This is a genomic window from Actinophytocola sp. (assembly GCF_035942955.1).
Taxonomy (GTDB): domain Bacteria; phylum Actinomycetota; class Actinomycetes; order Mycobacteriales; family Pseudonocardiaceae; genus DASYTH01.
In genome coordinates, this window is record NZ_DASZCQ010000209.1 from 34,274 (window position 1) to 57,078 (window position 22,805).

The window sequence follows — 22,805 nt, forward strand, 5'->3', positions numbered from 1 at the left end:
TAACCTTGGCGGCCGTGAGCAGCAGCGTTCTCGATCCCGATGCCACCGGCGCGCACGGCGTCGGGCTGGCCACCGTCACGCCCGGCGGGACGGTCCTGGACACGTGGTTTCCCAAGCCGTCGCTGGGTCCCGGGCCGGCGCCCGGCACCCAGGTCCTCGCCGAGCAGGAGGCGGTCGACGTGCTCGGGGGCGGTGTGTCCGCCCTGCTCGGGCCGGATCCGCTCCGCGGGGTGGAGGTGGTTCCGGTCCGCACCGGCATCACCCGGCTGTCCGACCCGCCGGCCGACGCCTACGACGTGTACCTGCGCCTGCACCTGCTCTCCACCCGGCTGGTGCGGCCGCACGGGCTGAGCCTTGACGGGCTCTTCGGCCTGCTCGCCAATGTGGTCTGGACCAACCGGGGACCGTGCCCGGTCGAGGGATTCGACGCCACCCGGCTGCGGCTGCGGGCAAGCGGGCCGGTGACCGTGCAGCTGGTGGACAAGATCCCGCGCATGGTCGACTACGTGGTGCCGTCCGGGGTGCGCATCGCCGACGCCGACCGGGTCCGGCTCGGCGCCCACCTGGCCGCCGGCACCACGGTCATGCACGAGGGGTTCGTCAACTTCAACGCCGGCACGCTCGGCGCCTCGATGGTCGAGGGCCGCATCTCGGCGGGCGTGGTCGTCGGGGACGGGTCCGACGTCGGCGGCGGCGCGTCGATCATGGGCACGCTGTCCGGCGGCGGCCGGGAGACGATCGCGATCGGCAAGGGCTGCCTGGTGGGCGCGAACGCCGGCCTCGGCATCTCGCTCGGCGACGACTGCATCGTCGAGGCCGGGCTCTACGTGACGGCCGGTACCAAGGTCACCCTGCCGGACGGGCACGTCGTCAAGGCGCGAGACCTGTCCGGGCAGTCCGGTCTGCTGTTCCGCCGCAACTCCACCACCGGCGTGGTCGAGGTGGTGCGGCACTCCGGCGGGCGCGTCGAGCTCAACGCCGTGCTGCACGCCAACGACTGACACGCGGCTGGCCGGACACCGCTGATCACTTACGATGAACCGGTGCCCGCCTCGACAGAGACCGACCACGCCGGGCCCGGCCGCGCACCGGTCCGCCCTGTCGACTTAGGACTGAACGCCGAGGCGCGCACCGCGGCCGCCGATGATCCGCCGGCCGTCCACGTGCGAGCCAAGATCGACGAGCAGCTCCGCGCGCTGCTCGAGCACGAGGCGGTGGCGCGCGTCGGGGAGGACCCGGAGGGCGTGCACCAGATGCGGGTCGCGGTGCGGCGCATCCGCGCGGCGCTCAAAGCCGACGGCGCCGGACTGGGCCCGGCCGCGACCGAGCTGCAGACCGAGCTGCGCTGGCTCGGCTCGATGCTCGGCGCCGTCCGCGACATCGACGTGCAGCTCGAGCACCTGCGCGGACAGGCCGCCGAGTTCGAGCCGGACGAGCGGGCCGCCGTGGAGCGGCTGCTGCTCGGGCTGCGGGCCGACCGGCGCCGGGCGCGGCAGCGCATGCTCGGAGCGCTGCGCAGCCGGCGCTACACCGCGCTGCTCGAGGGGCTCGCCGCGGCCGCCCGCACGCCGGCGCCGCTCGACGGCAATGTGGTCGTGGGGAAGCCGGCGATCGCGAGCCTGCTCGAGTTGATCAAGCGGCCGTACCGGAAGCTGAGCCGGGCGGCCGCGGCGCTCGGGGCCGACCCGGCCGACGACGACCTGCACGCGCTGCGGATCTACAGCAAGCGGCTGCGCTACGCCGCCGAGCTCGCCGCGCCCGCCGGCGGCAAACCAGTGCGGCGGTTGATCAGGGCCACCAGACAGATGCAGGACGTGCTCGGCGACCACCAGGACGCCGTGGTGGCCGAGCAGCAGGTGCGCCGGCTGCTGGCCGAGCTCGGCGACGTGCTCGACGCGGACGTGGCGTTCGCGGCCGGCCGGCTCGTCGAACGGGAGCGCGCCCGGCGGGCCGACTGCCGGTCCCGGTGGCGGACCACCGTGGCCGAAGTGGACGCTCGCGCCATGGAACTGCTCGCCGGCTAGCTAACCCAGCCGCTCCGCGGCCGCGGCCACCCGCTCGTCGGTCGCGGTCAGGGCCACCCGGACGTGGCGCGCGCCGGCCGGGCCGTAGAACGTGCCGGGCGCCACCACGATGCCGCGCTCGGCCAACCACCCCACGGTGTCCCAGGCGTTCTCGTCCCGGGTGGCCCACAGGTACAGGCCGGCCGCGGAATGGTCGATGCGGAATCCGGCCCGGCGCAACGCCTCGCGCAGCACGTCCCGGCGCGCGGCGAACCGTTCTCGTTGTGCGGCAACGTGATCGTCATCGGAGAGCGCCGCGGTCATCGCCGCCTGCACCGGCCGCGGCACGATCATCCCGGCGTGCCGGCGCACCTCGAGCAGGCCGGACACCAGCGCCGGGTCGCCGGTCACGAACCCCGCCCGGTAGCCGGCCAGGCTGGAGCACTTGGACAGCGAATGCACGGCCAGCAGCCCGTCGAACCGGCCGCCGCACACCGACGGGTGCAGCACCGACACCGGCTCGCTGTCCCAGCCCAGCGTCAGGTAGCACTCGTCGGACACCACGACGGCGCCGCGCTCCCGGGCCCAGTCCACGACCTTGCGCAGATGCTCGACCGGAAGCACCCGCCCGGTCGGGTTCGACGGCGAGTTCAGCCACACCAGCGCCGGCCGGGCGGGGCCGACGGCGCTGAGCCCGTCGGAGCGGAACGGCTGCGCGCCGGCCAGCCGGACGCCGACCTCGTACGTGGGATACGCCAGCTCCGGGATGATCACCAGATCGCCTTGGGAAACCCCGAGCAGGGTCGGCAGCCAGGCGACGAGCTCCTTCGACCCGATCGTGGGCAGCACCGCGTCGGGCTCGACCCCCTGGACCCCGTGGCGGCGGTGCAGCGCCTCGACGGCCGCCTTGCGCAGCTCCGGGGTACCGTGCGTGGCCGGGTAGCCGGGCGCGTCCGCGGCCTCCGCCAGGGCCCGCCGGATGAACGCCGGGACCGGATCCACCGGCGTCCCGATGGAGAGGTTGACGACCCCGCCCGGATGGGCGCGGGCCGTCGCCGTGTGCTCGGCCAGGGAGTCCCACGGAAAGTCCGGCAGTCCCCTGTCCCGGGAACGGATCAATCGTGGGCCTCGCCCATCGGCGGCAGCTCCCTGATCAGCGGCGGGTCCGCGCTGACCTTGCCCACCTTGGCCGCGCCGCCCGGAGAGCCGAGCTCATCGAAGAAGTCGACGTTGGCCTTGGTGTATTCCTTCCACTGATCGGGAACGTCATCCTCGTAGTAGATGGCCTCCACCGGACACACCGGCTCGCACGCGCCGCAGTCGACGCACTCGTCGGGGTGGATGTACAACATCCGGTCCCCCTCGTAGATGCAGTCGACCGGGCACTCTTCGATGCATGCCTTGTCGAGCACGTCGACGCAGGGCTCGGCGATCACATAGGTCACTGCGCTCTCCTGCTCCTTGTTCCAAACTGGCGTGCAGGCGGGAGGTTACCGGCCGCCGCTAGTATCCCCCTTTAGACGGGCCAACCTGTAACCGGTGCAGGCCACCTCACAGCCGTCCCACCGGTTGGAAGCCCGGCCTCCCACCAAGGTCGACCCGCGGCGCCCTCGAGCCACAGTGTGCGCCCGGCCCCTCCACCGCGCCGAGCCCTCCTCGAGCCGAACTCCACGCCGCCAAGCCTCATCGCCGAACCACGACGGGAACGCGCCACACGGCTGCACGAGCGCGGAACACGACTACCGGAGCGCGAGACACGCCGGGCCGAGACCGGGCTCCCGTGTCCCGCGCTCAGGTCGGTGTGTCACGCCTCCGCGTAGATCAGTTGCGCGCCCCGGCGCCTCCACGGGCTCCGCGTGGGCTCCGCTCCCGGATGTCGCCTGCCCACAGTTGATCTCCACGGCCTGCCCGGTTGATCTTCCCGGCAGTTGATCTCCGTGTCCCACTCCTACCCAGCCCCCACCGCTCCACGGGGGGCGACCCCACGGCCAGTCTACCGGCGGAGACGGGCGGGGAGATCAACTCCGGGGTGGGTGTGGACAGGTGGGTGGGGTGTGGACAAGTGCGAGGTTGGGGGGAGTCGGGGCTTGACAAGGGGGCTGGCGGGGGTGGGGGTGGGTGGGGTGAGGGCTCGGTGTCGGTCAGGTGTTGGCGGCGAGCCATTTGGTGGCGGCTTTGGCGGCGCGTTTGAGCGCGGAGCGTTCGCCGAGGTAGTCGCCGGCGATGCCGATGACGGGGAGGAGGCCGAGGGCGCGGTGGTAGATGCGGCCTTGGGGGCGTTTGTCGAGCTCGTCGCCGAGGGCGAGCAGGGTTTTGCCCAACCGCCAGAGGGTGCGGGCGGCGGCTTTGAGGGTGATTTTGCCGTGGCGGGTGGAGGATTCGGTGAGCTCGGAGGTGAGCTCGGCGGTCCGCTGGGTCTCGGTGGCGGGGTCGGGGGTGGCGGCGGCCTCGGCGGGGGTGATGTCGCGGCGGAAGAGGACGGCGGCGAGGAGGCGGACGCGGTCGGCCTGGCTGGTGACGCCGTGCTCGGCGGCGATGGCGCACAGCAGCAGGCCCTGGCCGGCGAGGGCGAGGGTGTCCTGGACGGGGAGGCGGTCGGACAGGGCGCCGGCGAGGCCGGGGATGGACGCGAGCAGCACGGTGAAGCGGCCGACGCGGTTGATCCACCAGCGGTCGCGCTCGGCGACGGTCATGTGGGCCCAGGCGTCGGTGCCGGGGACCTTGACGCTCTCCAGGCCGTGCAGGAGGCGCTCGCGGGCGGTTCGGGGGACCGCCTGCAGGGCTTGGGCGTTCTGGCCGTCGACTCCGGCCGGCTCTTGGCCGCCGCCGTCGAGGTGGCGGGCCGCGGGCAGGACGCGGCGGACGAGGCCGAGCGGGTCGGAGGTGCGGAGGGCTTCGAGCATGGGGGTGGTGGCCCGGACAAACGGCCGCAGCACCGCGACCACGTGCCGGTCCTGGATGGTCTCAACCACGTGTACTCCCGAGTTTGACGGCCGCCGGCAGGGCCCCGCAGGCGAGCAGCAGCAGCGCCCGCCAGTCCTCGATCAGCACCCGGTCGCCGCCGGGGCCGGCAAGTCCGAATACCCCGAGGGACAGCAGCCACACCACGAGGGGGGCGGAGGCGACCGCCAGCCGGGGCGACAGCCGGGCGGCCGCGGACACCAGCCAGGGGGTGGTGAACGCCGCCAGCACCGGGGTGAGCGGCAGCGGAAGGCCGCCGAGGTCGGGCAGCAGGTAGCCGTCGAACCGCAGCGGCAGGAACAACAGCTCGACCACCGCGAGCAGCGCGCTGTCCAGCACCAGCACGGCAAGCAGGAGGCGCTCCCGGGTCGTCACGTCACCGGGCCAGCTCACCGTTGCCGAGGCCACCGAACAGGTCGGTCTCGGCGCCGTCGGCAGGGCCGCGGGCCAGCACGTAGTACTCCTCGGTCGCGATCGGCTGGGCGATGCCGTTGGACAGCGCGTAGCACCGCTCGCCCGCCTCGCCCTGCCAGACGCTGACCTGGGTCGCGTGCGCCCGCAGCGCGCCGAGCTTGGCGGGCAGCACATCGGCGATCGACACCGCGGTGGTGATCTCGGCGTCGTCAGTCGCGGGCAGCTCGCCGGGCTTCGGCAGCCGGAACGGAAGGTCGGCCAGCTCGGCGAGCGCGGCGACGCCGGATTCGATGGCCCGCTTGGACGTCACCGCGTAGAACACCCGGTCCACTTCGGACACCGTGGCGGTGGCGGCCATGGTGAGCCGGTGCGCCCGGACATGGTCCGGATGGCCGTAGCCGCCGTCCGGGCCGTAGCTGACCACCACCTGGGGGCGGACCTCGGCGAGGATGTCGGCGAGCAGCTTGGCCTGCTCGTCGGGGTCGCCGCCGATGAACGCCCGCGGGTGGTCGTTGGCGGGAGTGCCGGCCATGCCGGAGTCGCGCCACCGGCCGATCCCGCCGAGGAAGCGGTGGTCGGACACGCCGAGCGCGGCACAGGCGGCGCGCAGCTCACCGACCCGGTACCCGCCGAGCTGGTCGGCCTGGTCGGGCGCGAGCTGCCGGAGGAAGTCGGGAATGATCTCCCCTTCCTCGCCGAGGGTGCAGGTCACCAGCGTGACGTGCACGCCGGCCGCCGCATACCGCGCGATGGTTCCCCCGGTCAACAGGCTCTCGTCGTCCGGATGCGCGTGCACGAGCAGTAGTCGTGGCGCCGTGGAGAGAGTCACCCGATGAGCCTAAAGGTTGCTCAGTTCAGCCGGATCCGAGGATCCAGGTATGCCGACAGCATGTCGACCAGGGCGATCACCACGATGAACACGATGGCCGCGTAGGCGGTGACCCCCATGATGATCGGCCGGTTGTTGGCCAGGATGGCGCGCAGGAACAGGAAGCCCACGCCGTTGTACTGGAAGATCGTCTCGACGATCACCGTGCCGCCCATGAGGATTCCGACGGCGATGCCCATGTGGTTGACGACCGGGATGATCGCGTTGCGCACGCCGTGCTTGAACAGGACCCTGCGCTCGGAGATCCCCTTCGCCCGCGCCGTCCTGAGGTAGTCGGCGCCGAGCACCTCAAGCATGGACGTGCGCATCAGCCGCGCCACGAACACCAGGTCCGCGGCGGCGAGGCTGATCGCGGGCAGCAGAACTTCCTTGTACCGCGGCACATCCTCGCCGAACCGGCGCGGCAGCGACGGGAAGATCTCGGTTCCGAACAGCTCGAGCCCGGTCAGCTGCCGGCGCAGCGCGGTCGCCAGCACGAACAGCGGGATGCACATCAGCACGACCGCGCCGGTCGTGATCAGCGTGTCGATGAACGAGTCGCGCCACACGGCCGCGACGACCCCGGCCACGACGCCGATCACGGTGCTGATGGCGATCGCCAGCACCGCGAGCAGCAGCGAGTTCGGGACCGTGGCGGCCAGCATGTCGGCCACCGGGCGGCGCTGGTCGAAGTCGATGCCCAGGTCCCCGGTGAAGAGGTTCTTCAGGTAGATCAGGAACCGTACGTGGAACGGCTCGTCGAGGCCGAACTTGGCCCGCAGCGCGTCCCTGACCTTGGGCGGGACCACCTTCTCGTCCTCGCTGGCGAACGGGTCGCCGAGGTAGAACACTCCAATGTGGAGCACGAACATCACCACGACGATGGCCAGCACGGCCAGGGCCGAGCGCCGCACCACGAACTTCAGCACGGCGCGGCGCCACGGCCGGACGGGATGGTCATGGCGCTACTGTCGGGCAACGCCTTCCCGATCGGAAGGGTGCACGCAGCCGGGAGATCCCGGTCATGCCCGCACGACCTCGCGGACGGCGGCGTAGTGGCACGCCGCCCGGTGCTCGCGGCCCGCGGGCACCGGGTCGAGCGGCGGCGGCTGCTCGATGCACACCTGCCGCTCCGCCTCGGTGAGCTGCTGCTCGAACTTCCAGCACCGGGTGCGGAACCGGCAGCCGGACGGCGGGTTGGCGGGGTTGGGCACGTCACCGCGCAGCACGATCGTCTCGCGGACCCGCTCCACCTCCGGGTCGGGGATCGGCACCGCGGAGATCAGGGCCTGGGTGTAGGGGTGGTGCGGGCGGTCGAACAGGTCGTCGCGATCGGCGATCTCCACGATGCCGCCCAGGTACATCACGGCGACCCGGTCGGAGATGTGCCGCACCACGGACAGGTCGTGCGCGATGAACAGGTAGGTCAGCCCGAGCTCGTCCTGCAGGTCCTCGAGCAGGTTCACGATCTGCGCCTGGATCGAGACGTCCAATGCGGACACCGGCTCGTCGAGCACGACGAACTTCGGGTTCAGCGCGATGGCCCTTGCGATGCCGATGCGCTGCCGCTGGCCGCCGGAGAACTCGTGCGGGTAGCGGTCGGCGTACTCCTCGGCAAGGCCAACGGTGTCGAGCAGATCGGAGATCGTCGACTTCGTAATCTCCGCGCCCATCAGCTGGTACTTCTCGGACAGGATCTGCCTGATCGTCATCCGCGGGTTCAGCGAGGCGTACGGGTCCTGGAAGATGATCTGCATGTCGCGCCGGGCGCGGCGCAGCTTGTCCTTGCTCAGCTTGTTGATGTCGACCCCGTCCAGCGTCACCCGCCCGCTGGTCGGCTCCAGCAGCCGAAGGATCGCCCGTGCCGTCGTCGACTTGCCGCAGCCGGACTCGCCGACCAGCGCGACGGTCTGCCCCCGGCGAACCGTGAACGACACGCCGTCGACCGCTTTGACGTGACCGATGGTGCGCTTGAAGAAGATGCCGCTGCGGATCGGGAAATGCTTGACGAGGTCGGTGACCTCCAGCATCGGGGCGCCGTCGACGGCGGCCGCGCCGCCCGCGGCCGCGGCGCCCGACTCGGGAACCTCACCCATGGGCCAACCTCTCCTCGTTCGCCATGCCGACCTGGTCACTGTGCACGCAGGCGGCGAGATGTCCGTTGCCGGCCACCGACTCCAGGGGCGGAACGGCCGCGATGCACTCGTCGGTGGCGAACCGGCAGCGCGGGTGGAACGGGCATCCCTTCGGAACCCTGGCCAGGCTCGGCGGGACGCCCTTGATCGGCGTGAGCCGCTCCTGGCGCCGGTGGTCCATCCTGGCCAGGCTGGACAGCAGGCCGAAGGTGTAGGCGTGCCGCGGCCGGTAGAAGATCTCGTTGGTGCTGCCGGCCTCGACGATCTTCCCGGCGTACATCACGTTGATCCGGTCGGCGTGGCTGGCCACCAGGCCGAGGTCGTGGGTGATCAGCACGATCGCGGTGTTCCGGCTCTCCTGCAGCTTGCTCAGCAGCGCCATGATCTGCGCCTGCACGGTGACGTCCAGCGCGGTGGTCGGTTCGTCGGCGAGCAGCACCTGGGGATCGTTGGCCAGCGCCATGGCGATCATGGCGCGCTGCCGCATGCCGCCGGAGAACTCGTGCGGGTACTGGTTGATCCGCACCGCCGGGTTGGGTATGCCGACCTCGCCGAGTAGGTCCAGCGCCCGCCGCTTGGCCACGAGCTTGCCGACCTTCTGGTGCGTGCGGACCATCTCGGCGATCTGGTCGCCGACCTTGAACACCGGGTTCAGCGCGGTGAGCGGGTCCTGGAAGATCATCGCGATCTCCTTGCCGCGCAACCGGCGCTGCTGCTTCTCCGGCATCTTCAGCAGCGACTTGCCGCGCAGCAGGATGTCCCCGGACGGGAAGGTGGCCGGCGGGCTCTGGATCAGCCCGAGAATGGTCATGGCCGACACCGACTTGCCGGAGCCGGACTCGCCGACGATGGCAAGCGTCTCGCCGTCGTTGACGCTCCAGCTGACCCCGTCGACCGCCTTGACCACGCCGAAGTCGGTCTTGAAGTGCACCCGCAGGTCCCGGACCTCGAGCAGCGGCGCGGCCGGGCTGTCCAGGTCGATGTCAGCCGTACCGTCCATGCGTGCGCTCTCCTATCGCAGCTTGGGGTCGAGGGAGTCGCGCAGCCCGTCGGCCACGAAGGCGAATCCCAGGGTCGTGATGGAGATCGCCAGCGCCGGGAAGATCCACAGATAGTCCTTGCCGGGTATCTGGATCACCTGGATGGCCTGCCCGATCAGCCGGCCCCACTCCGGCTCGTCGGCCGGAACGCCGATGCCGAGGAAGGCCAGCGACGCCATGGCGACGACGGCGACGCCGATGCTGGTGAACGCGTAGATCAGCACGGGCGCGACGGCGTTGGGCAGGATGTGCCGCAGCACGATGCGCGTGTCCGAGGCGCCGATGGACCTGGCGGCCTCCACGTACTCCGACTCGCGCAGCGCAAGCACCTGGCCGCGCATCAGCCGGGCCGAGGTCGGCCAGGCGAGGATGGCCAGGGCGATGATCACCGCCTGGACGCTGTCGCCGAAGATCCGCACCACGAGGATGGCGCCGATCAGGAACGGGAAGGCCAGGAAGATGTCGGTGGTCCGCATGACCAGCGTGTCGATGAACTTGCCGCGATAGCCGGCGATGGCGCCGAGCGTGATCCCGACGACCAGCGCCAGGATCACCACGCTCAGACTGACGATCATCGCCAGCCTGGTGCCGTAGAGGATCCCGGAGAACAGGTCCCGGCCGAGCACGTCGGTGCCGAACCAGTGCTCGCCGCTTGGCGGTTGCTGCGTGTTGAGCAGGTTCTGCTCTTTGGGGTCGTACGGGGTGAGGATCGGCTCGAAGATCGCGATGACGGCCAGGACGATCACGATGCCGAGGCCGACGAGGGCCAGCTTGTTGCGCTTGTAGCGGCGCCAGATGTCGCGGAACTGCCCACGCTTGACCCGATCGCCGGTCGGCGCGCCGCCCTCCGGTTCCGCGACCGCCTCCGGCGGCTGCGTGGGTGCGAGCAGTTGCTCGGGGACCACCTCGGGCGCCCCGCCACCAACGGACATGCCCGCCGTCACCTCCTCAGCTCAGCCGGATCCGTGGATCGAGGAATGCGTAGAGAATGTCGACGATCATGCTCAACACGACGTACGCGATGACGCCGAACACCACGATCGCCATGATCACCGGCTGGTTGTTGTTCCGGATCGAGTTGAACAGCAGGAAGCCGACGCCGTTGTACTGGAAGATCGTCTCGGTGATGATCGCGCCGCCGAGCAGCACACCGATGCTGATCCCGACGTAGGTGACCACCGGGATGATCGAGTTGCGGAACGCGTGCTTGCCGATCACGGCCCGCTCGGACAGGCCCTTGGCCCGCGCGGTTCGGATGTAGTCGGCGCGCAGCACCTCGAGCATCGAGCCGCGCATGAGCCGGGCGATGAACGCCGCGTCCACAATGGCCAGCGTGAACGCCGGCAGCAGCACTTCTTGGTACCACGGCACTTCCACCGTGAAACTTCGCGGCACCACCGGGAATATCCATATTCCGGAGACATTGGCGAGCAGGAAGATGCCGATCACGAACGTCGGAATGCCGATCGCCAGGGTGGTCAGGATCGTGACGAACACGTCCCAGAACGAGTACCGCCAGACCGCGGCGATGATCCCGGCGAGCACACCGATGATCACGTCGATCAGGATCGCCGCCAGCGCGAGCCGCAGGGTGTTGGGCAGCACGGCGGTCAGCATCTCGGAGACCTCCCGGCGCTGCCGGAAGTCGATGCCAAGGTCGCCGGTGAAGATGTTGCCCAGGTAGGTGAGGTACTGCATGGGCAGGGACTGGTCCATCCCGTACTTGGCCCGCAGCGCGGCCTGCACGTCCGGCGGGACCACCTTCTCCCCGCTGCTGGCGAACGGGTCGCCGAGGGCGAACAGGCCGAGAAACACCAGCAGCGACGCCGCGATGATCACGAATATGGCCTGAACCAGCCTGCGCACGACGAACTTCACCATGGCTCAGACTTCTCTCACTCGACGCGTGGCCGCGACCGGAGAACCGGCTCGCGGCCACTCTACGACGGCAGGTGGTGGCCGGTGACCACGCCCGGGTCACCGACCACCACCGTCACTCACTTGATGCTGATGATCCTCAGGTCCGGGTCCTCACCGAAGGTCATCCGCAGGTTGACGAACTTGTCGGTGGCGACCGCGCGGAACTGCTGGCGGATCCAGAGCGGGATCAGCGCAAGGTCCTCGCCGATCGCGATCTGCTCGACCTGCTTGTAGAGGTTGGTCCGCTCCGCCTCGTCCTTGGTCGCGTTGGCCTTGGTCAGCAGCTCGTCGACCTTGGGGTTGCTGTAGCCGCCGCGGTTGTTCCCGGTCCGCTTCCCGTCGGCGGTCTTGCCGATGGCCACGGTGGACACCAGCGGGCCGAGGAAGTTCTCCGGGTCCGGGTAGTCCGCACCCCACGCCGCCCGGTAGATGCCGGAGGCGGTCGGCTCCTGCTCGTTGTTGAGCATGTCGGCGAACAGCACCGCGGTGTAGTTGACCTTCAGGCCGAGGTTCTGCTCGAGCTGCTGCTTGACCGCGGCCGTCCACTCCGCGTGGGCGCCGTCGGAGTTGTACTGGAAGTTCAGCTCCGTGCCCGGGGTGAGGCCGGCCTCCTGAGCAAGCTGCTTGGCCTGCGTGACGTCGAACTTGCAGTCCTTGCAGACGCCCTCCTGGTAGGCCTCCTTGAACACGGCCGGCACCAGCGACGTCGCCGGCTTCAGCGAGTTCTGGAAGACGCCCTTGACGATCGCCGCCCGGTCGATGGCCAGCGAGATCGCCTTGCGGGCCTTCGGGTTGTCCAGCGGCTTGTTGACCACGATCGGCAGCAGGTAGTTCATGCCGTTGGTGGCCTTGGAGATCCACTTGTTCTGGGGCTCCATCTCCGACCGCGCCTGGGCGACCACCGGCGGGGCGATGCGCGCCCAGTCGTAGGTGCCGTTCTTGAACCCGTCGAGCTCCTCCTCGAGCCGCGTGCGGATGGTGATCTCCACGGCGTCGAGGTAGGCGGGCTTGTCGACGGTGTAGCCGTCGAACCTCTTCAGCCTGATGCCGGTGTCGTGCTGCCAGACACCGTCCATCTGGAACGGGCCGTTGCCGATCGGCGCGTCGTTGTACGTCTTGTTGTCGAAGTTACCCGCGACGGTCGGGACCGGGCTGAAGACCGGGTGGTAGGTGCGCAGGTGGAAGGCGCAGATCGGCTCCTTCAGCTTGACTTTGAGGACGTACGGGTCCGTCGCGTCGACACCGGACAGCGGCGTGTTGAGGTCGGCGGCCGCCTCGTCGTAGCCCTGGATCGGCTCGAGGAAGGCGGCGACGTCGGAGGCCGCGTCCTTGCGGACGGCCCGCTCCCAGCCGCGCTTGAACGAGGCGGAGGTGACCTCTTCGCCGTTGTGGAACTTGGTGCCCTTCTTCAGGTTGAAGGTCCACTCGCTGCAGTCGTCGTTGGGCTGCCAGCTCTCGGCGACCGCCGGCTTGTCCTTGCCGTCCGGCTCGACTTCGACCAGGCCGGTGAACAGGGCCCTGGTGACCGTGATGCCCTCGGACTCGTGGGCGAACGTCGGGTCGATGGAGTCGGGCTCACCCAGCGAGAACCGGAAGGTGCCACCCTGCTTGCCGTCGACCACCTGGATGTCCGGCGTCTCCGGGAAGCCGGCCTGCTCCTGGGGCGGCGGAGTCGGGCTGGTGTTGCTCTGCTTGGAGCACCCGGTCAGCACGAGACCAAGCGCGGTCACGCATGCCGCGGCGCGAACCCACACCGCTGGTTTTGTACTCAAGTCAATCCTCCATGAGCGAGCACGCACGTGGAGCGGCGTGCGCCCGGTGTTGTCGTGACACATCGTGCACGTGACCGGTGGATGCCGCGCGACCGGGCCGGTCGGAAGACCACGCGTCGCTATGCGGTCGAACATGACGTGCACGCCGTGACGAACCTCGGGTCAAAGTCTGCATCCACTGGATCTTGTGACGCGATCCCACCATGTGGCGGGCTCGACGTTGCAGGACGTTATGAACAGGACTGCCCTTGGTCACCTGTCCCGGAGCGATCGTGACCAAAGGGTGACACGTTGACGCCAGCGCGCGACTCTTCCGTTACTAGGGGAGACAGCACGCGCTCAGAATGTCGCGACCCGGCCGCATGTCAACCCACCGTTCGGGTGGACGCCTTCCCTGGTAACAGGCGGCTACGGAACGGCTCGGCGCCAGTCGGCGGCCCCGGCGAACGGGCCGGCGAACGGCGGGCCGGCGTCGACTCCGGACATTTCCGGCCGGATCGCCAGCGTCTCCGCCTCCTGGTACAGCGGGACCGACACCGCCTGGCGCCACAGCACGGGCTCCACCACCGACAGCGCGTCGGACAGCGACATCGCCCCGGTGAGCGCGGCGTCGATGGTCGGCTGGATGGCCGGGTCGCAGGAACCGATCGGGGACAACGGGGTGGTGGCGGCGGCGCCGTCCTGCCCGGCCGCGCAGCCGAAGTTGGTGGCCATGGCGGTCGCCGGGTCGCCGCCGGTCGGCTGGGCGGCGACGACGAGGTTGACGGCGTCGGCCGCGCCGGGCTCGGCGGTCAGCCGGGTGATCAGCTCGTCGGCCGGCGCGGTGACCACCCTTGCCTGGATTCCCTCCGCGGCCAACTGGAGCCGCACCTCGTTCGCGATGTCTACATAGGACTGCCGGTCGGCGGGCGCGGCGATGATCAGGCTGAGTGGACGGTCGGCGCGGGTCCAGGCGCCCTCGATCTTGGCGTACCCGGCGTCGCCGAGCAGCAGCTGCGCCAGGTCGCGGTCCGGCTTGGCCGGCGGGCCGGCGGGCAGCGTCGGCGCGTAGCCGGGCGCGGTCGGGGCGAGCACCTGCGCGTCCGCGCGCAGCTTGGCGGCCGGCCCGGCGCCGGTGCCGGTGGTGATCAGCGCCTGCCGGTCGAGCAGGGCCACCAGCGCCCGGCGCACCCCCTCGGTGGACAGGTCCGGGCCGCCGGGCCGCAGCACCAGGGAGACGACCGTCGAGCGGGCCACGCCGCGCGTCGACACGGTCGAGCCGAGCCCGTTGAGCACCAGGGCGCCCGACTCGCTGGTCTGGATGAGCGCGAGCTGATCATGGCCGGCGCGCAGGGCGTCGACCACGCCGGCCGGGTCACCCCGGCGCAGGACGATCCGGTCGAGCGTGGGCGGCTGGTCCCAGTACCGGTCGTTGCGCTCGAGGACGATCTCGCCGCGGTCGCGGTCCAGCGTCTTCATCGCGTACGGGCCACCGGTGGTCGGGAAGTTGTCCTTGAGCGCGTTGGCCCACCCGCCGGGGGCGTCCTTGAGCAGGTGGGCCGGCACCAGACCGGAGAACAGCGTGCGCCAGCCCGGATAGGGCTTGGTGAACGTGACCTCGACGATCTTGCCGGCATCCCGCGCGGTGATGTCGGAGATCAGCTGGTAGCCGGCGGCGCCGATGGAGCCGGGCGCGCTGCGCACCTGCTGCCACAGGTAGACGAAGTCCTCGGCGGCGATCGGGGCGCTGTCGGCCCAGGACGCCTCCGGCCGGATCTGGTAGCTGACCGTGTACGGCTCGGCCCTCGTCACCTCGGCGGAGACCATCACCGTGGTGTCCAGCCGCAGCGTGCCGTCCGGGCCGGGGCGGAACACCGACGGCAGCACCATGGCGGCCAGCGCCGTGGTGGCCGCGGACTGGTCGGTCACCTTGTGCGGGTTGAAACCGCCCGCGACGGTGTCCACGCCCACCACCACCTCGCCGGGGTTGACCGGGCGGTTCGGCGTCGTGCTGGCCACGGGGGTGGTGACCAGCGGCGGAGGGGGCGCGTTGGTGCAGGCGGCGAGCGCGGCGGCGGCCAGCAGCGCGACGGTGAGCCGGACCGTGCCCACCGTGCCGCCGAGCCGTCGACCCACGTGTCCACCTCCCCTGGTGCTCCGGAGGGCCGCAGTACCGAGACTGCCAGATGCGGCCAGCGGGTTTCCTACCGGAGTGCGACGAGGGCGGCGTTCATCGCAGTTGCCGGGCCCTGGCCCTCGCCCTTGCCCTTGCGGTGCCGTCGAGGACGACCTTGCGCACCCTGATCACGTCGGGGGCGACCTCGACGCACTCGTCGGTGGCGCAGAACTCCAGCGCCTCCTCGAGGCTGAGGGTGCGCGGGCGGGCCAGCCGCTCCAGCTCGTCGCCGGTCGAGCTGCGCATGTTGGTGAGCTTCTTCTCCCGGGTGACGTTGACGTCGAGGTCCTCGGCCCGCGGGTTCTCGCCGACCACCATGCCCTCGTAGACCGCGGCGCCCGGCTCGACGAAGAACGTGCCGCGGTCGGCGAGCTGCAGCATGGCGTAGCCGGTCACCGCGCCGGACCGGTCGGCCACCAGGGATCCGCTGTACCGGCTGCGGATCTCGCCGGCCCACGGCTGGTAGCCGACGAAGATCGCGTTGGCGATGCCGGTGCCCCTGGTCTCGGTGAGGAACTCGGTGCGGAACCCGATCAGCCCCCTTGACGGAACGACGAAGTCCAGCCTGACCCGGCCGGTGCCGTGCCCGCTCATGTGCTCCAGCCGCCCCTTGCGCCCGGCGAGCAGCTGGGTGACGGCGCCGAGGTACTCCTCGGGCGCGTCCACGGTCAGCCGCTCGAACGGCTCGCACAGCCGGCCGTCGATCGTGCGGGTGACCACCTCCGGCCGGCCAACGGTCAGCTCGAAGCCCTCCCGGCGCATGGTCTCCACCAGCACGGCCAGCGCCAGCTCCCCGCGGCCCTGCACCTCCCAGGCGTCCGGCCGTTCGGTTGGCAGCACCCGCACGCTGACGTTGCCGACCAGCTCGGCGTCCAACCTGTTCTTGACCAGCCGGGCGGTGAGCTTGGTGCCGCCGCCCCGGCCGGCGAGCGGGCTGGTGTTGACGCCGATCGTCACCGAGATGGCCGGCTCGTCCACGGTGATCCTGGGCAGCGGCCGGGGATCGTCCGGATCGGCCAGCGTGTCGCCGATGGTGATCTCGGGGATGCCCGCGATGGCCACCAGATCGCCGGCCTCGGCGTGCGTGGCCGGCACCCGCTCGAGTGCCTGGGTGATCAGCAGCTCGGTGATCCGGACGGTGACCGTCGAACCGTCCGCCCGGCACCACGCCACGGTCTGCCCCTTGCGCAGCCGGCCGGCGTGGATCCGGCACAGCGCGATCCGGCCGAGGAAGCTCGACGCGTCGAGGTTGGTCACCAGCGCGCGCAGCGGGGCGTCCGGATCGCCGTCCGGCGGCGGCACATGGGTGAGCAGCGTGTCGAACAGCGGGCCAAGGTCGTCGTGGTCGGGCAGCCCGCCGTCCGGCGGCGCGGTCAGGCTGGCCCGGCCGGCGCGGGCCGAGGCGTAGACCACCGGCAGATCAAGCACCGAGTCGTCCACGTGGTCCAGCTCCGCGGCCAGCTCGAGCAGCAGGTCGTGGGTCTCCTCGACCACCTCGGCGATCCGCGCGTCCGGCCGGTCCACCTTGTTGACCACCAGCACCACCGGCAGCCGCGCCGCCAGCGCCTTGCGCAGCACGAACCTGGTCTGCGGCAGCGGCCCCTCGCTGGCGTCCACGAGCAGCAGCACACCGTCCACCATGGACAGACCGCGCTCCACCTCGCCGCCGAAGTCGGCGTGCCCCGGCGTGTCCACCACGTTGATCGTGACCGGCCCGTCGTCGGTGGCCCGGCGCACCGCGGTGTTCTTCGCCAGGATCGTGATCCCCTTCTCCCGCTCGAGCTCGCCGGAGTCGAGCACCCGGTCGACCGGCTCGGTCCTGGTCGGCAGCGCGCCGGACTGGCGCAGCATCGCGTCCACCAGCGTGGTCTTCCCGTGGTCGACGTGCGCCACGATCGCGACGTTGCGCAGGTCGGTCCTGGTGATCGCGGCCGTCCCGGCATGGGTGGCAGGCAAGCGTGCTCCTGGATCGTTGAGTGCGACGGCCCAGCTCAGGATAGCCGCCTTCGAGAGGTGAGCCTTACCATGAGGCGAGGCGAACAAGGTTAACCTAACCTAACCGCGACAGCCGACTCGACGGACGGAACCGACGTGGGCAAGAAGCACCGCACCCGCACGCCGTCCGACGTCGTCAAAAAGCTGATCAAGAAAGGCAAGCTCAAGAAGAAGTGCTGCCGGTCGTCGCCGCGCTGCAAGCGCTGCCCCGTCCTCGCCCTCAAGCGGGCCCACGAGAAGCTGAGGAAAGCCGCCTGAGCTCACCGCAAATCGGGGGCCGGAGCCGGGCGCCGGCCGATAGAATCGACGGATGCACCGTTTCACCGGAGTGTGGTGGGCCGCCGACCGGCGGCCGGGAAACGCTGTGCAGTGACCACAGGAAGGCCGTCCGTGCGGGCGGCCTTCGTTCGTCGGAGCGGCCCGGGGGCGGCGCAGAGCGCGAGGAGGCTCCGATGACCCGTCTGTCCGCGATCACCCCGTCCGGGCATGCCCACGTCGGCAACTATCTCGGGGCGGTACGGCGCTGGGCGCGGGAGGGCAGTGCCGGCGATCTCTATTTCGTCAGCGATCTGCACGCGATGACCACGCCGTACCACCCGCAGCGGCTGCGGGCGCGCGCCCGGGAGCTGCTGGCCGTGCTGATCGCGGCGGGGATCGAGCCGGATCAGGTGTTCGTGCAGTCCGACCTCATCCGGCAGCTGGGGGCGCTGACGTGGTTGCTGGAGTGCGCTTGCTCGTTCGGCGAGGCGGCCAGGATGACCCAGTTCAAGGACAAGGCCGGAGCCGAGGGGAGGACCGCGGCACGGGTGGGGCTGCTCACCTACCCGGTGCTGATGGCCGCCGACATCCTGCTGCAGGGCGCGGACGAGGTGCCGGTGGGCGACGACCAGGAGCAGCACGTCGAGTTGGCAAGGGCGCTCGCCCGGCGGTTCAACTCCACCTACGGCGAGGTGTTCGTGGTGCCCTCGGCGGTGACGCCGGCGGCCGCGGCGCGGGTGCGTGACCTTGCCGACCCGGCGCGGAAGATGGATAAGTCCAGATCGGACGCGGTGGGCGTCGTGTACATTTTGGACGATCCGGATATGGTGCGGCGCAAAGTGAAACGCGCCGTGACGGACAGCCTGGGCCGGTTGGAATACCGCCCGGACGAGCAGCCTGGGCTGGCCAACCTGCTGGAGATCCTGGCCGCGTGCACGGGAAAGGCGCCGCGCGAGGTGGCCGACGGGTTCGACTCCTACGACCGGCTCAAGGAGGCCGTCGCCGACGCGCTGATCGAGGAGCTGCGCCCGATCCGGGACCGGGTCCGCGGCCTGCTCGACGATCCCCTCGAGCTGGACAACATCCGGGCGGCCGGAGCGGTGCGCGCGACCGAGCGCGGCTCCCACCGGCTGGAGTCGGCGCTGCGGTTGGCCGGGGTCGGTTAGCAGTGTTTGATAGCTCGGGCTGTGTTTTCTAGCTCGGGCAAGGCCGCCCTGTCGCCTTCGGCGAGCGGCCTGGGGTCGGGTTGCGTAGTGGGTTGCGGGCCGGGGTGGGTGGTTGGGTGTCGTGGGTGGTTGGCTGACGACGCCTGCGGGCAGGGGCTCGTTCCTCGCCCCTGCCCTTGTCGTCGTGGGGCGGCCGCCCTCGCCAAAGATTTGGTCGACCCCAGCGCAGTTTTTAAGGTACCGCTGAGTGGGCTACCCCGGCGCACTTTCGGAACACGCGTTATGTCAACCCAGCAGCGGGCGGAGCGCGGGCAGCAGCACCCGGTCCGCGGGCAGCCAGTCCACGCTGTCCACAGTGGACGCGGTGAGCCAGCGCACGGCCTGGTGGTCGTGCGGGTGCGGGCGGGCGTGCGGCGGGTCCAGCCGGGCGGTGTAGACCCGGAGCACAAGGCCGGGGCCGAGCCGGACGTCCGGGCCGAGCCGATCGCCGACCCGCACCCGGACGCCCAGCTCCTCAAGGCATTCCCGGAGCACGGCGTCCTTTTCGGACTCTCCGGGCTCGACCCGCCCGCCGGGCAGCTCCCACCGGCCCGCGTCCGAAGCGGGATAGGACCGCTGCTGCGCGAGCACGGCGCCGTCACGCACGATGGCCGCGCCCACCACGACCCCGGTCATGCGCGCAACGCCGGCCAGCGGACCTGGAAGCGGGCGCCGCCGTCGGGCGACTCGCCCACATGGACGGTTCCGCCTCGGCGGCGCACCACCTCGGCGACAAGGGCCAGGCCGAGGCCGGCGCCGCCGCTGCTGCGGGCCCGGTCGTCCTGGACGCGGTAGAACCGGTCGAACACCCGGGCCCGGTGCTCCTCGGGCACGCCGTACCCGTCGTCGTCGACCACCAGGCGCACCGACGACGCGGCGAGCAGCACCGACACGGTCACCTGGGCCCGCGCGTGCCGGACCGCGTTGCGCAGCAGGTTGTCCAGCACCAGGTCCACCTCCGATGGCGCGGCCGACACCCAGGCCGCCCCGCCGGCGACGTGCAGGCTCACCGCCGGCCCGTCCGCCGATCCCAGCCGGGCCACCGCGTCCCGAGCGGCGACGGCCACGTCGACCGGCTCGGCGGTGGGCAGCTCGCCGGCGTCGGACCGGGCAAGCGTGAGCAGCCCGTCCACCAAAGTGGACAGTCGCTCGGACTCCCGGACCACCTCGCCGAGCACCTCGTGGGACAGCTCCGGATCGGGGTTGGCCACGGCCACCTCGGCCTGCACCCGGATCGAGGCCACCGGGGAGCGCAGCTCGTGCGCGGCGTCCCCGGTGAACCGGCGCAGCCGGTCGCTGGCCTCGTCCCGCCTGGCCAGCAACCCGTTGAGGGCGGCGGCAAGCGAGCGCAGCTCGTCGTGCGCCTCGGGCAGCGGCAGCCGGCTGCCGGACGGGAGCCGGGCCGCGGCGCGCCGGATCCGCTCCACCGGCCGCAGCGAGGACCGCACGGCGAACCAGGTCGCCACCCCTGCGGCCGCCGCTCCCAGGAAAGCCGCCAGCACCAACCAGTTCAGCGCGCGGTTCGGGGCGGACCGGTACCCGACGAGGGCGGTGCCAACGACCACGAGGCGCTGCGCGCCGTCCGGCGCGGTCACCACCGTGCCCACCCAGCGCTGCGGCGGGTCCTCCCCGGTGCGCAGCACCGGCGTGCCGGCCTTGAGCTCGCGCACGTCCCGCACGTCGAGCACCGGCTTGGGCCGCCCGTCCACCGGGTCGCCCGCGGTGTCGAGCACATGCACCTGCATCCCGACCGGGCCGGCGTCGGGCACCCGGCCGGCCCGCACCTCTGGCAGCACCGCGGACAGCGCCACGTCGAGCTCGGTGTCGGCGGACGTGACCAGCAGCGGGCGCATCAGGTTGCTGGTCAGCACGGCCAGCGAGAGCAGCACCACCAGGGTGACCGCCACGGCCACGGCGGTGATCCGGAACCGCAGCGTGCGCCGCCACCACAGCGCCCGGACGCGCCGCAGCAGTGCCTTCATCGCGCGCCGTTGTCGAGCACCGCGTCGATCTCCGAGCTGGACGCCAGGTAGCCGTGGCCGCGCACGGTGCGCACGATGCCGCCGGCGCCGGCCAGCTCGAGCTTGCGCCGCAGGTACCCGACGTAGACCTCGACGGCGTTGCGGGTGGCCGCCTGCTCGTCGCCCCACACCATGCGCAGCAGCTCGTCCTTGGTCACCACCGAGCCGGCCCGGCTGGCCAGCGCGTCGAGCACGGCGAACTCCCGCGGGCTCAGCGGCACGACCGCGCCGGCGAAGCGGACCTCGCGGGCCGCCCGGTCGATCAGCAGCTCGCCCACCCGCAGCCGGCGTTCGGCCTCGCCGGCCGAGCTGCGCCGCAGCATCGCCCGGACCTGGGCCACCAGCACCATGAACGAGAACGGCTTGACCAGGTAGCCGTCCGCGCCGAGGTCGAGGCCGTCGGCCTGGTCGACCTCGCCGTCCTTGGCCGACAGCAGCAGCACCGGGGTGCGCACGCCCTCGGCCCGCAGCCGCTGCAACACCCGGTAGCCGGACAGCCCCGGCAGCATGATGTCGAGCACGATCACGTCGTACGCGCCGGTGCGGGCGATCTCCAGCGCGCTCGGGCCGTCCGCGGCGACCACCACGTCCATGCCCTCGGCGGTGAGCCCGCGCTGCAGCGCCCGGCGCACGCCGAGCTCGTCGTCCACCACCAGTACCCGCGGTCGCACCCCCATAGCATGCCGCCTCCGCCGGACCGGGCGCGCACCGTCTCAGCGCACTCTCAGCTCGCCCGTCGCTCTCAGCGCCATCTCAGTTGCCGGGGTGCAACCTCAGGGAGTGCGGGAACATGGCACCTGAGAACGAGGGGATTGCATGAACACGAAGAGGACGGCCCTGACCGTCGGGGTGGCGGGAACCGTCGCCGGGCTCGCGGGCCTCGCGCTGCTGGCCACGCCGGCCGGCGCGGGGGAAGCGCCGCCCGCGCTCCCGCCGATCAGCGCCCAGGAGCTGGTGCAGTCGGTGCTGAGCACCCAGATCCCGGCGATGTCGGGCGCGGTGCGGGTGGAGGAGAACCTGGGCCTGCCGCTTCCGATTCTGCCGTCGGGCGCCGGCGACGGCGTGGCCGCGCGGGTCTACACCGACGGCACCGGCAGGGGCCGCATCCAGCTGGCCGGCCGCATGTCGGAGAAGACGATCATCGAGGACGGCAGCACGCTGTGGCTGTGGGACTCCGCGGACCGCTCGGTGCGCAAGGTCGAGCACGGCGCAGGCGCGTCCCAGAAGGCGCCGGAGCAGCTGGCCGACCCGGCGTCGGCGGCCCAGCAGCTGGTCTCGGCCATGCAGAAGGACAGCACGGTCACCGTGGACGGCACCGCGCGGGTGGCCGAGCGCCCGGTGTACCAGCTGGTGCTGACACCCAAGCCGACCGAGAAGACGCTGCTGCGTGAGGTGCGGGTGGCGGTCGACTCCGAGACGCGGGTGCCGCTGCGGCTGGAGGTGCTGGCCAACGGCCAGGCCGACCCGGCGGTGCGGATCGGGTTCACCGAGTTCAGCCCCGGCCCGCAGGACCCTGGCCTGTTCCGGTTCACCCCGCCGCCGGGCGCCGAGGTGACCGAGCACAAGCCGGGCGAGGCCGTCGACCCGAAGGGCGCGCGCGACCTGCTCGCCCAGCTGAACCCGCAGGTGGTCGGCGAGGGCTGGGACATCGTTCTGGTCGGCAAGGTTCCGGCCAACCTGGCGTCGGCGGCACAGGAGCAGACCCGGGCGCGCGGCATGGACGTGCGCAACCTGCTCAGCCAGTTCGCCAAGCCGGTCAGCGGACCGTTCGGCACCGGCTGGGTGGTGAGCACCAAGGTCGGCACCGCGCTGTTCACCGTGGACGGTCGGGCGGCCATCGGCTTCGTGCCCGAGCAGGTGCTGATCGACGCGCTCGGACAGGTCCGGTGAGGGCTCCCGGCGCCCGAGGGCGGGCCGGAGGTCCGTCCGAGGAGCCGGCCTACCCCGGCGCCGACCGGGGGCCGGACGACAAAGGTGACGAACGGAGCCCTCACGTGGGAGCCAACACAGTGAATGCCGTGACGGGCATCGACCGAGGGGTGAACGGGGTGGCCGCGG

At 71.3% G+C, this 22,805-nt stretch carries 21 protein-coding genes; 5 read left to right on the forward strand and 16 right to left on the reverse strand.

Features of this window, described 5'->3' with window-relative positions; all coding sequences use genetic code 11:
- The first annotated feature begins 14 nt into the window (after positions 1-14).
- Positions 15-1,001 (forward strand): 2,3,4,5-tetrahydropyridine-2,6-dicarboxylate N-succinyltransferase, encoded by a 987-nt coding sequence (dapD, locus tag VGX25_RS21220; protein ID WP_326919595.1) that lies wholly within the window; start codon positions 15-17, stop codon positions 999-1,001.
- A 42-nt stretch (positions 1,002-1,043) separates the two neighbouring features.
- Positions 1,044-2,024: a CHAD domain-containing protein gene (locus tag VGX25_RS21225; RefSeq protein WP_326919596.1), complete on the forward strand. Its 981-nt coding sequence runs from the start codon at positions 1,044-1,046 to the stop codon at positions 2,022-2,024.
- Here the strand turns inward: VGX25_RS21225 and dapC are convergent, their stop codons facing one another.
- The 13 genes from dapC to typA form a co-directional block, all read right to left on the reverse strand.
- Positions 2,025-3,122, reverse strand: coding sequence for a succinyldiaminopimelate transaminase (dapC, locus tag VGX25_RS21230; protein ID WP_326919597.1), 1,098 nt, complete (start codon positions 3,120-3,122; stop codon positions 2,025-2,027).
- Entirely contained in the window at positions 3,119-3,448 is a 330-nt protein-coding gene (fdxA, locus tag VGX25_RS21235; RefSeq protein ID WP_326919598.1) for a ferredoxin, read from the reverse strand. Before fdxA ends, dapC begins: the two co-directional genes overlap by 4 nt.
- 696 nt (positions 3,449-4,144) lie before the next feature.
- Positions 4,145-4,975, reverse strand: a complete 831-nt coding sequence (locus VGX25_RS21240) for a hypothetical protein (RefSeq protein WP_326919599.1) — start codon at positions 4,973-4,975, stop codon at positions 4,145-4,147.
- Positions 4,968-5,339 carry a hypothetical protein gene (locus VGX25_RS21245; protein ID WP_326919600.1) on the reverse strand — a complete coding sequence of 124 codons (372 nt, stop codon included), beginning with the start codon at positions 5,337-5,339 and terminating at the stop codon, positions 4,968-4,970. Before VGX25_RS21245 ends, VGX25_RS21240 begins: the two co-directional genes overlap by 8 nt.
- A 1-nt stretch (position 5,340) precedes the next feature.
- Positions 5,341-6,207: an N-acetyl-1-D-myo-inositol-2-amino-2-deoxy-alpha-D-glucopyranoside deacetylase gene (mshB, locus tag VGX25_RS21250; protein ID WP_326919601.1), complete on the reverse strand. Its 867-nt coding sequence runs from the start codon at positions 6,205-6,207 to the stop codon at positions 5,341-5,343.
- Between the two features lie 20 nt (positions 6,208-6,227).
- A complete protein-coding gene (locus tag VGX25_RS21255; RefSeq protein ID WP_326919602.1) occupies positions 6,228-7,175 on the reverse strand; it encodes an ABC transporter permease in 948 nt (315 codons plus the stop codon).
- 93 nt (positions 7,176-7,268) lie between these two features.
- A complete protein-coding gene (locus VGX25_RS21260; protein WP_326919603.1) occupies positions 7,269-8,342 on the reverse strand; it encodes an ABC transporter ATP-binding protein in 1,074 nt (357 codons plus the stop codon).
- On the reverse strand, positions 8,335-9,381 hold the full coding sequence (locus VGX25_RS21265; protein ID WP_326919604.1) for an ABC transporter ATP-binding protein: 1,047 nt from the start codon (positions 9,379-9,381) through the stop codon (positions 8,335-8,337). Before VGX25_RS21265 ends, VGX25_RS21260 begins: the two co-directional genes overlap by 8 nt.
- Before the next feature lie 12 nt (positions 9,382-9,393).
- Positions 9,394-10,353, reverse strand: a complete 960-nt coding sequence (locus VGX25_RS21270; RefSeq protein ID WP_326919605.1) for an ABC transporter permease — start codon at positions 10,351-10,353, stop codon at positions 9,394-9,396.
- A 16-nt stretch (positions 10,354-10,369) separates the two neighbouring features.
- Positions 10,370-11,302: an ABC transporter permease gene (locus VGX25_RS21275; protein ID WP_326919606.1), complete on the reverse strand. Its 933-nt coding sequence runs from the start codon at positions 11,300-11,302 to the stop codon at positions 10,370-10,372.
- Positions 11,303-11,418: 116 nt separating this feature from the next.
- On the reverse strand, positions 11,419-13,113 hold the full coding sequence (locus tag VGX25_RS21280; RefSeq protein ID WP_326919607.1) for an ABC transporter substrate-binding protein: 1,695 nt from the start codon (positions 13,111-13,113) through the stop codon (positions 11,419-11,421).
- 408 nt (positions 13,114-13,521) lie between these two features.
- Positions 13,522-15,228 (reverse strand): ABC transporter family substrate-binding protein, encoded by a 1,707-nt coding sequence (locus tag VGX25_RS21285; RefSeq protein ID WP_326919608.1) that lies wholly within the window; start codon positions 15,226-15,228, stop codon positions 13,522-13,524.
- A 94-nt stretch (positions 15,229-15,322) separates the two neighbouring features.
- On the reverse strand, positions 15,323-17,224 hold the full coding sequence (gene typA / locus VGX25_RS21290) for a translational GTPase TypA (RefSeq protein WP_326919609.1): 1,902 nt from the start codon (positions 17,222-17,224) through the stop codon (positions 15,323-15,325).
- Positions 17,225-17,359: 135 nt separating this feature from the next.
- Here typA and VGX25_RS21295 point away from each other — a divergent pair, with 135 nt between their 5' ends.
- Both VGX25_RS21295 and trpS read left to right on the forward strand, forming a co-directional pair.
- Positions 17,360-17,521, forward strand: coding sequence for a hypothetical protein (locus VGX25_RS21295; protein WP_326919610.1), 162 nt, complete (start codon positions 17,360-17,362; stop codon positions 17,519-17,521).
- Between the two features lie 194 nt (positions 17,522-17,715).
- On the forward strand, positions 17,716-18,687 hold the full coding sequence (trpS, locus tag VGX25_RS21300) for a tryptophan--tRNA ligase (RefSeq protein WP_326919611.1): 972 nt from the start codon (positions 17,716-17,718) through the stop codon (positions 18,685-18,687).
- A gap of 285 nt (positions 18,688-18,972) precedes the next feature.
- On the opposite strand, the gene VGX25_RS21305 is transcribed toward trpS, so the two are convergent.
- The 3 genes from VGX25_RS21305 to VGX25_RS21315 are packed head-to-tail and all read right to left on the reverse strand — an operon-like array spanning position 18,973 to position 21,424.
- Entirely contained in the window at positions 18,973-19,362 is a 390-nt protein-coding gene (locus tag VGX25_RS21305; protein ID WP_326919612.1) for a (deoxy)nucleoside triphosphate pyrophosphohydrolase, read from the reverse strand.
- Positions 19,359-20,708, reverse strand: a complete 1,350-nt coding sequence (locus VGX25_RS21310; RefSeq protein ID WP_326919613.1) for a HAMP domain-containing sensor histidine kinase — start codon at positions 20,706-20,708, stop codon at positions 19,359-19,361. The genes VGX25_RS21305 and VGX25_RS21310 overlap by 4 nt, the downstream gene beginning before the upstream one ends.
- Positions 20,705-21,424: a response regulator transcription factor gene (locus VGX25_RS21315; protein ID WP_326919614.1), complete on the reverse strand. Its 720-nt coding sequence runs from the start codon at positions 21,422-21,424 to the stop codon at positions 20,705-20,707. The genes VGX25_RS21310 and VGX25_RS21315 overlap by 4 nt, the downstream gene beginning before the upstream one ends.
- A gap of 139 nt (positions 21,425-21,563) precedes the next feature.
- Between VGX25_RS21315 and VGX25_RS21320 the strand changes: the two genes are divergently transcribed.
- Positions 21,564-22,637: an outer membrane lipoprotein carrier protein LolA gene (locus tag VGX25_RS21320; RefSeq protein WP_326919615.1), complete on the forward strand. Its 1,074-nt coding sequence runs from the start codon at positions 21,564-21,566 to the stop codon at positions 22,635-22,637.
- Positions 22,638-22,805: the final 168 nt, after the last annotated feature.

Bases quoted from the DNA above. Each gene is read 5' to 3' on its own strand.
- VGX25_RS21305 (WP_326919612.1), bottom strand. From the start codon at position 19,362: ATGACCGGGGTCGTGGTGGGCGCGGCCATCGTGCGTGACGGCGCCGTG.
- VGX25_RS21310 (WP_326919613.1), bottom strand. From the start codon at position 20,708: ATGAAGGCACTGCTGCGGCGCGTCCGGGCGCTGTGGTGGCGGCGCACG.
- VGX25_RS21260 (WP_326919603.1), bottom strand. From the start codon at position 8,342: ATGGGTGAGGTTCCCGAGTCGGGCGCCGCGGCCGCGGGCGGCGCGGCC.
- trpS (WP_326919611.1), top strand. From the start codon at position 17,716: ATGACCCGTCTGTCCGCGATCACCCCGTCCGGGCATGCCCACGTCGGC.
- VGX25_RS21315 (WP_326919614.1), bottom strand. From the start codon at position 21,424: ATGGGGGTGCGACCGCGGGTACTGGTGGTGGACGACGAGCTCGGCGTG.
- VGX25_RS21265 (WP_326919604.1), bottom strand. From the start codon at position 9,381: ATGGACGGTACGGCTGACATCGACCTGGACAGCCCGGCCGCGCCGCTG.
- VGX25_RS21270 (WP_326919605.1), bottom strand. From the start codon at position 10,353: ATGTCCGTTGGTGGCGGGGCGCCCGAGGTGGTCCCCGAGCAACTGCTC.
- VGX25_RS21275 (WP_326919606.1), bottom strand. From the start codon at position 11,302: ATGGTGAAGTTCGTCGTGCGCAGGCTGGTTCAGGCCATATTCGTGATC.
- VGX25_RS21320 (WP_326919615.1), top strand. From the start codon at position 21,564: ATGAACACGAAGAGGACGGCCCTGACCGTCGGGGTGGCGGGAACCGTC.